The following is a 12,527-nucleotide window of genomic DNA, read 5'->3' as shown; positions in this document are numbered from 1 at the left end:
AATTCACTCAAACAGGACGCCTACTTATGAACATCGACAAAAAGATCGCGGATGATCTCGTCGCCAATGACGTCTCTTTCATCACTACTGTACCCTGCAAGCAGCTGGCCGGGGTAATTGAAGAAGTCGATCAACGCGACGACATTTTCCATATCCCGTCCAACAAAGAAGACGAAGGCATGGGCCTGTGCGCAGGTGCATGGATGGGGGGCAAGCGCCCGGCAATCATCATGCAAAACACAGCCATCGGCGTGACCATCAACACATTGGCCACGCTAACCCAGTTCTACCGGATGCCTCTGCCGATGCTGATTTCGTATCGTGGCGAACTGCGCGAACCCGTGGCCTGTCAGGTTGAAATGGCAGTGCATACCAAGGCGCTTTTGGCGCAGCTCAACATCCCGACCTATCACTTCCACAAGCAAAGCGATGTCGAGGAATTTGACAACATTCTGAAATACACCTTCATGTGCAACAAACCCGTGGCGATCCTCACCGATGCCAACTTCTGGGGAGGCTACGGCGACCAATGATCCGTTCTGAAATCCTGCGCGAGATCGCGCCCATTCTTCGTGACCAACTTGTCGTTTGTAACATTGGCATTCCCAGCCAGGAACTGCATGCCATCGACGATCAGCCGTCAAACTTCTACATGCTCGGCACCATGGGGCTTGCGTCCTCAATCGGACTTGGCCTTGCCTTGGCACAACCAAAGATCGTGATCGTGATTGACGGCGACGGGTCGGTTCTGACCAATCTTGGCACACTGCCCACGATCGGCAACAACGCTCCGGACAACTATATCTTGATGATCATCGACAACGGCTCCTATGGGTCTACAGGCGATCAACCCACTTACACCGGCAAGAAAACTGATCTTGCTGGCATGGCAAGCGCCGCGGGCTGCGACAACGTCGTGGTGGTGCAGGATGTGGATACGGGCACAGCGCTGCAAGAGGCGATTGATGGCGGCAAATCCACCGTGATGGTGGTGAAATGCGACAGCGGAAACGCCAAGATGCCGGTCATCACCATGGACCCCGTGATCATCCGTGATCGCTTTATGAAAGCGGTCGCTAGCTGATGGGTGCAAGTGCCATCCACTGCGCTGAAGATGCCCGTCGCCTTGCGCGACGCAGGCTTCCGTGGATGGTGTTTGATTATATCGACGGCTCTGCTGGTCGAGAAACAGGGGCGGTACGAAGTCGGGCCGCCCTTGATGCAGTTACTCTGCGTCCCCGTATCTTGAAGGATGTTAGCCAGAAGTCATTGGCCACAGAAGTATTCGGTGCTCCTGCGGGTCGCCCCTTTGGCATCGCGCCCATGGGGATGTGCAACCTGTCGCGCCCCGGTGCGGACCTGATGCTTGCCCGGTTGGCTGCGCAGTACAGTGTGCCACATGGTGTCTCGACAGTCGCCTCGACCCCGTTGGAGAAGATCATCGAAACTGCCAATGGTCATGCGTGGTTTCAGCTTTATTTTAGCGGTGACGGTGTTGGTACGTTCAAGCTGGTCGAGCGGGCAAAAGCGGCGGGATATACAACCCTGGTCCTAACCGTGGACGTACCCGAAGTTGGTCGACGTCCACGCGAGTTGCGCCATGGCTTCACAATGCCGTTCCGCATTGGCCCAAGCCAGTTCATCGATTTTGCCCTACATCCACAATGGTCCTTGGCCACGCTGTTCGCGGGCAAGCCACAGATGGCGAACTTCGAAATGGACGGGTTCGAGTTTGATCGCACTGCAACACGGGCCAATGTCACATGGGACACGCTTGCCCAGCTTCGTGATGCATGGCCTGGTAAGTTGGTGGTCAAAGGCGTTTTAGATGTCGAAGATGCCACGCAGCTTGTCAGCGCAGGTGTTGACGCCATTCAGGTGTCCAGCCACGGCGCACGTCAGTTGGAAAGCGCACCTGCCCCAATCGACATGCTGGTGAAAATCCGAGCCGAACTCGGATCAAATTTCCCCATATTCTACGATAGCGGCATTCGATCAGGGGAAGATGTCCTTAAAGCACTGAGCTTAGGTGCCGATTTCACGTTCGTTGGCCGCGTTCTACAATACGCTATCGCCGCAGCAGGTGAGGCTGGGCTTGAAAGAATGTGGGAAGTTCTTAGTGAAGAGTTGAGCAATGCGATGGCTCAAACAGGCATGACGACAACGTCTAGTCGGGGGTAGCCCTTATTCACTCTCTGCTTTCATCGCCGCCAAGGTATGCGCCAAACCGTTGCGAATATGCTCTTCAAGCAGCTGTTTGGCTTTGCTCGCGTCTCTTGCAAGCGCTGCGTCAAACATTGCCTTGTGCTCGACCACTGCATCCTCGCCGCGATACGTCAGAACCAGCATCTGGTAGCGCAGGTATTTGTCGTAAAGTGTCGTGTGGAGCGAGAGCAAATTCTTGGAGTTACACGCCTCGATCATGGCCAGGTGGAATTCCCAGTCATAACGTTTCCACATCTCTTTCTCGGAATGATCGCCGGCAAGCATGCGTTGTTCCATCAGGTGTAGCTTGTGATGGGCTGCGACCAGATTGCCTTCCCAGTCGGTGTCCCCGTTCTTGATCGACTGCTCCAGCGCATGACATTCCAACAGCACACGCAGCTCGGTGATTTCGATCAGGTCTTCACGAGAGACGGGGGTCACGAAGAAACCGCGTTGTTCGGGCGCTTCGACGAACCCTTCGCTAGCGAGACGATTAAGGGTTTCGCGAAGCGTCGATGAGCTGGCCGAGTAGCGCTGCTTTAGCGCCTCGAGCTTCAGTTTCGCGCCCGGGATCAATTCGCCGAAAATGATGTCGTGCTTGATGCGCTGATAGGTGCTCGATCCGACAGTGGCGAATTGTTTGTTCATTTTTTTATCCGGTTTTTTCTGCTTTTCCATTTTTTGTACCATTTTGACGATACGGTCACAATAACTCAATAAATCCGCTAAAACAAAAAATATCAGACATTATTGCAAATTGCGTTGGCCGCGCCTAGGGTGAGGTGACGACGCCGGCGACTCTGTCGGTTAACGAAAATCAAGGCGCTCCTGTGCCTCTAGGGGGGACTGTCCCAGTGGAGACTGTTCAAATTGCAATCGCTGGGGTGGGCTTGGTTGGTCGACGTCACGCGGATGCCATCAACCAACTGAAACATGTGACCCTGTCCGGTGTGGTGGATCCCAGCGACGAAGGGCGTGCGTACGCACAAGACAGGGGTGTTCCTTGTTTTGACACGCTCGAAGACCTGTTTGCAGCGCAAAAGCCGGATGGGCTGGTTCTGGCAACGCCCACTCCGCTTCATGTCGAGCAAGGACTTGAAGCTGTTCGACACGGTTGCCCGGTCTTGGTCGAGAAGCCTTTGGCGACCTCTGCCAGTGAGGCGCGGACGCTTGTTGATCAGGCTGAAGCCAATAGCGTACCGATTCTTGTCGGCCATCACCGACGTCACAACCCGCTTATCCGCAAGGCGCACGAGGTTGTCTCGGCGGGGGGGATCGGCGAGGTGCGCGCGGTGCATGTCAATTGCTGGTTCTACAAGCCAGACCACTATTTTGATGAAGCGCCATGGCGCAAAAAGGCCGGAGCTGGGCCGATTTCGGTGAACTTGGCGCATGACGTGGATCTGATCCGGCACCTGTGCGGCGAGGTTCAAAGCGTACAGGCGCAGTCCGCACCGTCGATGCGCGGGTTCGAGAACGAGGACGTCGCCGCTGCGGTCCTGCGTTTCGAAAATGGCGCGATCGGAACCATCACGGTGTCCGACAGTATCGTCGCACCCTGGAGCTGGGAGCTGACCTCGAACGAATACCCGATTTACCCGCCGACGCCCGAGAGTTGCTACATGATTGGGGGCGCGCATGGATCATTGTCGGTCCCCGATTTGCGGCTATGGACGCACCAAGATGGAATGCGCGATTGGTGGACGCCAATCGCGGCGACAACACTGATACGCGAGGCGTCGGATCCGCTGGTCAATCAGATGCATCATTTCGCCGATGTCATTGCGGGGCGGGCCGATCCCTTGGTGTCCGGACGCGAGGGATTGCGCACCTTGAAGGTGCTTGAAGCCATCCAGGCGGCCTGCAAAACAGGTAAAATCGTCGAAATTCACCCCGGTCAAGATATTGAAACTGAAGGGGAATATGCGGCTGCAGGATAAAATATCAGATATTTTGCAAAAAATATTGCAAAATATCCAAAATCAGGCAAAGCTTTCAATCGAGCTGATCAATGCGATATTCAGGGAGGAAAATCATGATCACCAAACTAACACGCCGCGCGGCGATTTCTGCCATCGTGGCAGCGGGCGTTGTCGCTGGCACATCGGGTGCCAGCTTCGCGGCCGACAAAATCCAACTGCGTCTGGCAACTTCGGGTTCGGAAACGGACCAACGTTCGGTCGCAATGGCCGAAGTCTTTGGGCCGATGGTTGCAGACTTCGCTGACTATCAACCCAGCTATAACGGTACGATCTTCGCCCAAGGCACCGAGCTTGACGCGATCTCGCGCGGGAACCTTGAGATGTCGATCGCCTCGGCACAGGAACTGGCACAGTTCTTCCCCGAGTTCTCGATCTTCGCGACCGGCTATGTCCATCAGGACGCTGCCCACCAGGTTGCCGTGTTCAACGATCCGCTGATGGATCCGTTCAAAGCCAAGGTGGAAGACGAGCTGGGCATCAAGCTGCTGTCGGTCATGTATCTTGGCCGTCGTCAGGTGAACCTGCGCCAGTCGAAAGACGAACTGACAGTCATGAAGCCGGAAGATCTGGCTGGCGTGAACCTGCGTATGCCGGGCACGGATGCATGGCAGTTCCTGGGCGCCGCTCTGGGTGCCGCCCCGACGCCGATGGCATTCTCGGAAGTTTACACCGGTCTGTCGACCGGCGCCGTTGATGGTCAGGACAACCCGCTGCCGACCGTTGTGGACAAAAAGTTCTACGAGGTGACCAAACAGATCGTTCTGACGTCGCACCTTGTTGACCTGAACTACATCGCGATGTCGAAAGCTGTTTGGGATGGCATGTCGGCCGACCAGCAGGCCACCGTTCAGAAAGCCGCCGATGCTGCTGCCGAAAGCGGTCGCGCCAAGCAGCTTGAACTGGAAGGAAGCCTTGTGTCCTTCTTGGAAGAACAAGGCATGTCGGTTTACGAACCTGATCTGGAAGCCTTCCGCACCCACGTGCAGGCACAGTATGTTGGATCCGAGTTCGCAGCCAGCTGGCCTGAAGGCGTGCTTGAGAAAATCAACGCGCTGGGCAACTAAGCCTGCCTGATAAGAGGGAGAACGACCATGGAGAAAGCCTTCAAGTGGTTCTCCCGTCTTGCAGAAGCGATTGCCGGCGGCTTGCTGGCGGCAATCTTCCTGACCTTTCTTCTACAGATCGCGCTGAGATACCTGTTCACGCCCGCCGGATGGACGTTGGAGTTGATTGGTATCCTGTGGGTCTGGGTGATCTTCTTCAGCTGTGCCTTCGTAGTGCGCGAACAGGATCACGTGAAATTCGACATCATCTATCTGTCTGTCCCGCGCCGGGTTCGAAAAATCATGTCCCTAATTGCCGCCGCAGCAATTGTGATAGCGATGCTTTATACGTTCCTGCCCACTTGGGACTACATCGAGTGGATGAAAATCCGAAAGACCTCGACCGTGCGCAATCCGTTTACGGGCAACAAAATCCCACTGCGCGATGTCTTCTCGGTCTACGCGGTCTTCATGATCGCCGTCGCTGCCCGTTATGCGTGGCTATTCGTTGACGTCCTACGCAACGGCCCCCCGAAGACCGAACTTGAAATGGTTGTCGAAGAGATGGCCGAACACGAGAGCGATGACGGAGACGCATCATGACATTCGAACTTCTGTCTTGTTTGCTGACGCTTTTCGTGTTGGCCGGTATCGGTACGCCAATCGGCTATTCGATCCTTTTGGCCTCGATCGTCTATCTGGGCTTTGCTGGCCTTGATGTGGCACTTGCAGGTGAGAAGATCCTGCAAGGTTTCTATCGCAGCACGATCCTTCTGGCCGTGCCGCTGTTCATCGTCGCAGCGAACATTATGAATGCGGGCACGATTACCGACCGATTGCTGAATTTCTGTGTTGCGGCCGTGGGGCGCTTCAAAGGCGGGCTGGGCCATGTGAACGTGGTCGCCTCGCTTATCTTCTCGGGCATGTCCGGGTCTGCGGTCGCGGATGCGGCGGGCATTGGAAAGATCATCATCGAGATGATGACCAAGGACGGTCGCTATAGCCGCGGCTATGCGGCGGCGATCACTGCGGCCTCGGCCACCATCGGTCCGATCATCCCGCCCTCGATCCCTATGGTGCTGTATGCGCTGGTCTCAAAAGCCTCAATCGGTTCGCTGTTCCTTGCTGGCATTCTGCCCGGCCTGATCATGGGCGTGGTTCTGATGGCGATGAACTATTACCTCGCCGGCAAACGCAACTTTGCGCTTGAAGATCCCATTCCGTTGAAGGAACTGCCGCGCAAAACAGCCAACGCATTCCCGGCACTTCTGATGCCCGCAATCCTGCTGTACGGTATCTATGGCGGCGTCACCACGCCGACCGAAGCCGCTGCGGTTGCCGCCTTTTACGCCCTGCTTCTGGCCGCGCTCTTCTATCGCGCCCTGTCGTTCAAAGCACTCTATCAGGTCTTCGTCGACAGCGCCCGGTCGTCGGCTTCAGTTGGGGTCGTCATCGGTGGCGCGTTCATCCTGAACTTCATCGTCATTCAAGAGCAGATCCCGCAGTCGATCTCGGCCCTGTTGCAAGGCGCTGACGTCAGCCCGATCATGTTCCTGATCGCGATCAACGTGCTGATCCTGCTGCTGGGCTGTGTGTTGGACGCGACGACGATCATCCTTGTAATCGTGCCGCTGTTCATCCCGACCTGCGAAGCGCTGGGCATCGACCTTGTCCACTTCGGCGTGCTGGTCGTGGTGAACTCGATGATCGGTCTGATCACGCCACCTTACGGCATCCTTCTTTTCGTCATCAACGCGGTGACAGACATCCCGCTGCGCGAGATCATCGCAGAAATATGGGCTTTCCTGGCCGTGCTGGTTCTGGCTCTGCTTCTGTTGCTCTTCTCGCCTGATCTGGTTCTGTGGCTGCCGAGGCTCTTCGGATACCAAGGCTAATGTCACTTGCAATTTCGACCACGTCGATCCCCGGTGACCTCGAGGAAAAACTCTCGGTCATCGCGGATGCGGGATTTACCGCTGTGGAGCTGCACGAGCCGGATTTCACCGGGTTTCACGGGTCCGCTGAAGACGTCGCACAGATGGCGCAGGGATTGGGACTGTCGATCAACCTGCTGAAGCCTTTCAACGATCTCGAAGGGTGGGGCGGGGAAGAACGCACCCGCGCTTTTGATCGGCTCGAGCGTAAATTCGACCTGATGGGCGCGCTGGGCACCGATATTCTGCTGATTGGTGCCTCCAGTCGGGAAGTGTCGATTGAACAGGCCACAACAGACCTTGCAGATGCTGCCGCCCGTGCGAAAGCGCGTGGGATGCGTCTGGCCTATCTTGCGTTGCCGTGGGCGGGTTCAGCTCAAACCGATGCGCAAGCATTGGACCTGATAAGTCGGATCAACAGCCCCAATCTGGGCCTCGCGCTGAACAGCTACTTCTCGCTGGCAGATGGTGCGAAGCCTGCCCAGTTGCGCGACCTTCCGGGGGACCGTGTGTTTCATGTTCAGCTTTCGGACGCGCCACGCGCACAGGGTGCCATTCGCAGCCTGAAACGACATTTCGGCATGCTGCCCGGTCTGGGGTCGTTGAACCTTGCGGGGTTCGTGAAGGTGCTGTCGCGGGCGGGTTACAATGGCGCGTGGTCGGTCGCGCGCGTGAACGAGCACAGTCCGCGCCCGGGTGGCCGCACATTGGCACAAGATGGCTATCGGGCACTGGTGAACCTGCTGGACGAGGTGTCCCGCAGCGATCCTGATCTGCGGTTCGACATCCCCGACCTTCCGCCGCCTGTTTACACTTCGGGGTTTGAGTTTATCGAGTTCGCGGCGGATGCGACCAGCGGCAAGGAGCTGACCGACATGCTGTCGGCCATGTGTTTCCGGATGGAGCGTAAACACGTCTCAAAATCCGTCGAGCTGTGGCGACAGGGTGCGATCAACATCGTCGTGAACACCGATACAGAGGGCTTCGCGCATTCGGCCTTCATCGGCCATGGTCCGTCCGTCTGTGACATGGGGTTGCGGGTGAAAGATGCAGACCAGACTGTCGCGCGCGCAACCGCGCTTGGCACGCCGAAGTTCTCGCAACCCGTTGGTACGGGCGAATTGGACATTCCTGCGATCCGGGGCGTCGGCGGCAACGTGGTGCATTTCATTGACGAGAAATCCGACCTGCACCGCGTCTGGGATATCGAGTTCGAACCCGTCGCCAAAACCGAAGCAACGCAACCCGCGGGCCTGCGCCGTGTCGACCACGTGGCCCAGACCATGCGCTACGAGGAAATGCAAAGCTGGCTGCTCTACTACACCTCGACCTTTGAGATGGCGAAATCTCCGATTGTCGACGTGGCGGACCCTGCAGGTGTGGTGCACAGTCAAGCGATCGAAAGCCCGGAAGGCGAAGTGCGGCTGAATTTGAACGGTGCCGAAGGGCATCGTACCTTTGCGGCTTCGTTCCTAGCCGACAAGTTCGGGGCAGGGGTCCAGCATATTGCCTTCCTGAGCGACGACATCTTTGAAACCTCAGCGCAGCTTGCCGTACATGGCTTCCCGCGATTGGAAATATCGCCCAATTACTACGACGATCTACAGGCGCAATTCGGGTTGGAAGACGACCTGATCGCGCGGTTGCGCGCTGGCAATATCCTTTACGACCAGCAGGGAGACACGGCCTATTTCCAGATTTACAGCCAGCCGATCTTTCAAGGTTTTTTCTTCGAGATCGTCCAGCGCACCCGCAGCTATGCAGGCTACGGCGCACGCAACGCGTCCGCCCGTTTGGCTGCGCAAATGAAACACCAACGACCAGCAGGGATACCGCGCACATGAAAGCCGCGCTGATTGGACAGAATATTGGGGGTTCTTTAACCCCGGACATGCATATGGCCGAGGCGAAAGCTCAGGGCATTTCGTATGACTATTGCCGGTTTGATACCGCAACAGCGCCGTATGACGCGATGCCCTTGAAGGACATCCTGCGACAAGCCGAGGCCGACGGCATGGCCGGCGTGAACGTGACCCATCCGTTCAAAGTAGACGCCGCCGGGCTGATGCACGACCTCTCTGAGACCGCGCAGGCGCTTGGGGCTGTGAACACGGTCCTGTTCGAAAACGGTCGCAGGATTGGCCACAACACCGATTATGTCGGGTTCCGGTCGGCGCTGCGCAGCGAGATGCCCATGGCCTCGATTGCGAAGGTCATGCTGGTTGGGGCAGGGGGCGCGGGCGGTGCCGTTGCGCTGGCCTTGATTGATCAAGGTTGCGGAACGCTTTGCGTAACCGACTTGTCCACCGATCGTGCCGAGGCACTCGCCACGCGGCTGAAGGCGGCGCGACCTCGGGCGGATATTCAGGTCGCACGCGACTTTGAAAGCGCTGAACCCACCAGCCTAAGCGGTGTGGTTAATGCGACCCCCGTTGGGATGGACGCTCATCCGGGCGTGTCGTTTGACCCAGACCGCCTTGCCCCTGCCTGCTGGGTCGCTGACATCATCTATTTCCCGCGTCAGACCGAGCTGCTTAAGCGCTCAGCGTCGCGGCGCCTGCGCACGATGGACGGGTCTGGCATGGCGATCTTTCAGGCGGCGGCCGCGTTTCACTTGATAACCGGACAAACTGCCTCGCCCGAACGGATGACCGCGCAGTTCAAGCATCTTGTGTCTCAGGAACGGAAGGAAATGGCATGACCAATGACCGTTCAGATGCAGACGCCATGCGCCATTGGTGGCGCACCTCGATTATCGATATGGAACCGGGCAAGATCGCGTTTCGCGGCCATCCGATTCAGGACCTGATCGGCAATGTGTCCTTCCCCCAGATGATCTGGTTGATGGTGCGCGGTGACAAGCCAAGCGCTGACGAAGCCGCGCTGTTCGAAGCCGCTTTGGTTGCAGGCGTGGACCATGGGCCGCAAGCGCCCTCGATCGCCGCCGCACGCATGGCGGCGACCTGCGGGGTTGGGCTGAACAACGCGATGGCGACGGCTGTGAACATGCTGGGCGATGTGCATGGCGGCGCAGGCGAACAATGCGCCGAGCTTTACTATGGCATCTCGGACAAGCTGCGCGCGGGGCAGGGGCTGAGCGAGGCCGTGACAAGCGGGTTGGACGACTGGCGTGCTGAACACGGAAAGATTGTCTCGGGGTTCGGGCACAGGTTTCATAAACCCGTCGATCCACGCGCGCCACGGCTGATGCAGCTGGTGCGCGAGGCCGCGGCTAAGGGCACCGTGTCCGGGCGGTTTGCCGATATTGGCGAAGAGGTACAGGCCGAGCTTGGCCGCCAGCGTGGCGGGCGCCCGATCGCGATGAACATCGACGGCGCGACCGCAGTGATTTTCTGCGAACTTGGCTTCCCTGCGCCCCTATCGCGGGGCCTTTTCTGCTTGTCCCGATCCGTCGGAGTGCTGGCGCATGCTTGGGAGCAAATGAATCAGGGCGGTCGGAACAAAGGTCCGATGCCGCCCAGCTATTTACCACTTTATGAAGCGAAAGAAGATGACCGGTGATGCACCGAAAACCTTCCGGGTCGGCCTTGTTGGATGTGGCCGAATAAGTGACATCTATCTGACGACACTTGCGAACTTCTCAGAAGTCGAGGTCGTGGCCTGCGCCAGCCTTGATCTGGAGGAAAGCCGGGCAAAGGCCGCGCAACACGGGATCGCGCGTGCCTGTTCCGTGGACGAGGTGATCGCCGATACGCAGATCGACTGCATCCTCAACCTGACCATTCCGGCAGCCCATGCTGATATCACGCGGCGGGCGCTTCTGGCGGACAAACATGTCTACTCGGAAAAACCCTTCGTGACGGGCATGGACGAGGGGCGCGAGCTGCTGGAATTGGCCGAGGCGCGCGGGCTGAAGCTGGGCAATGCGCCCGATACTTTCCTTGGTGGGCGCTGGCAGACCGTGCGCCGCCTGATCGACGAAGGCGCGATTGGGCGTCCGACCGGTGTGTTTGCCCATGTGGGCACCCACGGCACGGAACGGCACCATCCAAATCCGGATTTCTATTATCAGGCAGGAGGCGGGCCGCTTCTGGACCTTGGGCCTTACTACCTGACTGCCATGGTGTTCTGCCTTGGCCCCATCGCGCGCGTGGCCGGCATGGCAAACCGCGCCTTTGATCGTCGCCAGATCGAAAACGGCCCCCGCTATGGGGAATGGATGGATGTGCAGATCGACACCCATTCGCTCAGCATGATCGAGTTCGAAACTGGGGCCATCGGTTCGATGACCATGAGCTTCGACATCTGGGACAGCGAAACCCCTCGGTTCGAGATTTACGGCGAGACCGGCGTGATTTCGATCCCCGATCCCGACCCTGTACATGGCGCGAATGATTTTCACGGGCCGGTCTGGCTGCGCACGCAAGACACGTCGCGCTGGTCGCACCAACCCCGCCCGAAAGCGCGCGAGGATTGGCAGGTGGTGATGAACCACCACGGCTTCAACGAAAACAGCCGGGGTTTGGGCTTGCTCGATCTGGCCTTGGCCGTGCGGGACGACCGACCCGTTCGGGCAAGCGGTGCGCTGTCGTTCCACGTGTTCGAGGTAATGGATGCCATCGCCCGCGCCCCACAGGAAGGGCTTTACCAGCGTATAGAAAGCACGTGTCCCGTGCCCGAACCGCTTCCCGAAACCTTCCCTGCCAGCGAAACCATCAGGGCTCATGAGGCCGCCAATGCCCATTGAAATCGTCACCATTGCCGAGCCGTTTTTCGGCATGTGCCACGTCACGGACGAGGCCCAGTATGAAGTCGCCGACCGCGCGATTGTGGTGAACGTCGCCGACCGGCCAATATACATCGAGGGCCAGACCCTCGCCCCACTGCAATCGGCCATCTTTGCCAATATCACCATGCGCGATGTAGATCGCGCCATTGTGGTAGAGAGGTTCGACGCTCATGCCGATGACGCAGACCTTTGCATTGACGTGCGTAAGGCGTGGCCGACGGCTTTTGAGTTGCGCGGCGAAGAACGGCTGCGCGGAGTTGAACACTACATGTCGCCCAAGGTTTTCGTCGGCAATATCGGCCTGACCATGTATCATTCGGCCTCGGTGCCGCTGAATGTCGGCCTGCACAAGGACCACCCGTTCTGCCCAGTTCCGGGCTTTCGCGAGGTACACACCCAGATTGTCGGGTTCGGCAAGATGCAGCAATGCCGCGAACGCGACCCTGCCACGCTGTATCTGGAAGAACCAATGGCGCCGGGCATGACGCATCGTCCGATGTATGACGACCAAGGCAACTATCCTTGGCACCAATATGAAACCACAACGCCCAGCATCTTCATGGCGCTGGAAATCCTGCCCGAGGGGGCAGAGATCCCGAAACTGGGAGGATAA

Annotated in this window: 13 protein-coding genes; 12 read left to right on the top strand and 1 reads right to left on the bottom strand. The window is 58.1% G+C overall.

What is annotated here, in order from left to right; genetic code table 11:
- Positions 1 to 26 precede the first annotated feature (26 nt).
- Genes comD through ALP8811_RS11060 form a run of 3 tightly spaced genes read left to right on the top strand, consistent with a single transcriptional unit; the run spans position 27 to position 2,181 of the window.
- Positions 27 to 533, top strand: coding sequence for a sulfopyruvate decarboxylase subunit alpha (gene comD, locus ALP8811_RS11070; protein WP_108857162.1), 507 nt, complete (start codon positions 27 to 29; stop codon positions 531 to 533).
- Positions 530 to 1,084, top strand: a complete 555-nt coding sequence (gene comE / locus ALP8811_RS11065; protein WP_108857161.1) for a sulfopyruvate decarboxylase subunit beta — start codon at positions 530 to 532, stop codon at positions 1,082 to 1,084. Before comD ends, comE begins: the two co-directional genes overlap by 4 nt.
- Entirely contained in the window at positions 1,084 to 2,181 is a 1,098-nt protein-coding gene (locus tag ALP8811_RS11060) for an alpha-hydroxy acid oxidase (RefSeq protein WP_108857160.1), read from the top strand. The genes comE and ALP8811_RS11060 overlap by 1 nt, the downstream gene beginning before the upstream one ends.
- Before the next feature lie 3 nt (positions 2,182 to 2,184).
- Here ALP8811_RS11060 and ALP8811_RS11055 read toward each other — a convergent pair whose 3' ends face one another.
- Complete coding sequence (locus ALP8811_RS11055) at positions 2,185 to 2,853, bottom strand: GntR family transcriptional regulator (protein WP_108857516.1); 669 nt, start codon at positions 2,851 to 2,853, stop codon at positions 2,185 to 2,187.
- 206 nt (positions 2,854 to 3,059) lie between these two features.
- Here ALP8811_RS11055 and ALP8811_RS11050 point away from each other — a divergent pair, with 206 nt between their 5' ends.
- From ALP8811_RS11050 to ALP8811_RS11010, 9 genes are all read left to right on the top strand, one after another.
- Positions 3,060 to 4,145 (top strand): Gfo/Idh/MocA family protein, encoded by a 1,086-nt coding sequence (locus ALP8811_RS11050; protein ID WP_245924621.1) that lies wholly within the window; start codon positions 3,060 to 3,062, stop codon positions 4,143 to 4,145.
- A gap of 95 nt (positions 4,146 to 4,240) precedes the next feature.
- Positions 4,241 to 5,251: a TRAP transporter substrate-binding protein DctP gene (gene dctP / locus ALP8811_RS11045; protein ID WP_108857159.1), complete on the top strand. Its 1,011-nt coding sequence runs from the start codon at positions 4,241 to 4,243 to the stop codon at positions 5,249 to 5,251.
- A gap of 27 nt (positions 5,252 to 5,278) precedes the next feature.
- Positions 5,279 to 5,833 (top strand): TRAP transporter small permease, encoded by a 555-nt coding sequence (locus ALP8811_RS11040; RefSeq protein ID WP_108857158.1) that lies wholly within the window; start codon positions 5,279 to 5,281, stop codon positions 5,831 to 5,833.
- A complete protein-coding gene (locus ALP8811_RS11035) occupies positions 5,830 to 7,125 on the top strand; it encodes a TRAP transporter large permease (RefSeq protein WP_108857157.1) in 1,296 nt (431 codons plus the stop codon). Before ALP8811_RS11040 ends, ALP8811_RS11035 begins: the two co-directional genes overlap by 4 nt.
- Positions 7,125 to 9,008, top strand: coding sequence for a bifunctional sugar phosphate isomerase/epimerase/4-hydroxyphenylpyruvate dioxygenase family protein (locus tag ALP8811_RS11030; protein WP_108857156.1), 1,884 nt, complete (start codon positions 7,125 to 7,127; stop codon positions 9,006 to 9,008). Before ALP8811_RS11035 ends, ALP8811_RS11030 begins: the two co-directional genes overlap by 1 nt.
- Positions 9,005 to 9,865: a shikimate dehydrogenase gene (locus ALP8811_RS11025; protein ID WP_108857155.1), complete on the top strand. Its 861-nt coding sequence runs from the start codon at positions 9,005 to 9,007 to the stop codon at positions 9,863 to 9,865. Before ALP8811_RS11030 ends, ALP8811_RS11025 begins: the two co-directional genes overlap by 4 nt.
- Positions 9,862 to 10,686 carry a citryl-CoA lyase gene (locus tag ALP8811_RS11020; RefSeq protein WP_108857154.1) on the top strand — a complete coding sequence of 275 codons (825 nt, stop codon included), beginning with the start codon at positions 9,862 to 9,864 and terminating at the stop codon, positions 10,684 to 10,686. The genes ALP8811_RS11025 and ALP8811_RS11020 overlap by 4 nt, the downstream gene beginning before the upstream one ends.
- Positions 10,676 to 11,872, top strand: coding sequence for a Gfo/Idh/MocA family protein (locus ALP8811_RS11015; RefSeq protein ID WP_108857153.1), 1,197 nt, complete (start codon positions 10,676 to 10,678; stop codon positions 11,870 to 11,872). The genes ALP8811_RS11020 and ALP8811_RS11015 overlap by 11 nt, the downstream gene beginning before the upstream one ends.
- Positions 11,862 to 12,527, top strand: coding sequence for a hypothetical protein (locus tag ALP8811_RS11010; protein ID WP_108857152.1), 666 nt, complete (start codon positions 11,862 to 11,864; stop codon positions 12,525 to 12,527). The genes ALP8811_RS11015 and ALP8811_RS11010 overlap by 11 nt, the downstream gene beginning before the upstream one ends.

The organism is Aliiroseovarius pelagivivens, from assembly GCF_900302485.1.
In the GTDB taxonomy this organism is placed as follows: domain Bacteria; phylum Pseudomonadota; class Alphaproteobacteria; order Rhodobacterales; family Rhodobacteraceae; genus Aliiroseovarius; species Aliiroseovarius pelagivivens.
The sequence above is the reverse complement of the archived record's forward strand: the minus strand, read 5'-3'. Positions and strand labels throughout refer to the sequence as shown.

Coding starts and splice junctions, on each gene's coding strand:
- comE (WP_108857161.1), top strand. CDS start 530: ATGATCCGTTCTGAAATCCTGCGCGAGATCGCGCCCATTCTTCGTGAC.
- ALP8811_RS11060 (WP_108857160.1), top strand. CDS start 1,084: ATGGGTGCAAGTGCCATCCACTGCGCTGAAGATGCCCGTCGCCTTGCG.
- ALP8811_RS11035 (WP_108857157.1), top strand. CDS start 5,830: ATGACATTCGAACTTCTGTCTTGTTTGCTGACGCTTTTCGTGTTGGCC.
- dctP (WP_108857159.1), top strand. CDS start 4,241: ATGATCACCAAACTAACACGCCGCGCGGCGATTTCTGCCATCGTGGCA.
- ALP8811_RS11020 (WP_108857154.1), top strand. CDS start 9,862: ATGACCAATGACCGTTCAGATGCAGACGCCATGCGCCATTGGTGGCGC.
- ALP8811_RS11040 (WP_108857158.1), top strand. CDS start 5,279: ATGGAGAAAGCCTTCAAGTGGTTCTCCCGTCTTGCAGAAGCGATTGCC.
- ALP8811_RS11025 (WP_108857155.1), top strand. CDS start 9,005: ATGAAAGCCGCGCTGATTGGACAGAATATTGGGGGTTCTTTAACCCCG.
- comD (WP_108857162.1), top strand. CDS start 27: ATGAACATCGACAAAAAGATCGCGGATGATCTCGTCGCCAATGACGTC.
- ALP8811_RS11015 (WP_108857153.1), top strand. CDS start 10,676: ATGACCGGTGATGCACCGAAAACCTTCCGGGTCGGCCTTGTTGGATGT.
- ALP8811_RS11010 (WP_108857152.1), top strand. CDS start 11,862: ATGCCCATTGAAATCGTCACCATTGCCGAGCCGTTTTTCGGCATGTGC.
- ALP8811_RS11055 (WP_108857516.1), bottom strand. CDS start 2,853: ATGAACAAACAATTCGCCACTGTCGGATCGAGCACCTATCAGCGCATC.
- ALP8811_RS11030 (WP_108857156.1), top strand. CDS start 7,125: ATGTCACTTGCAATTTCGACCACGTCGATCCCCGGTGACCTCGAGGAA.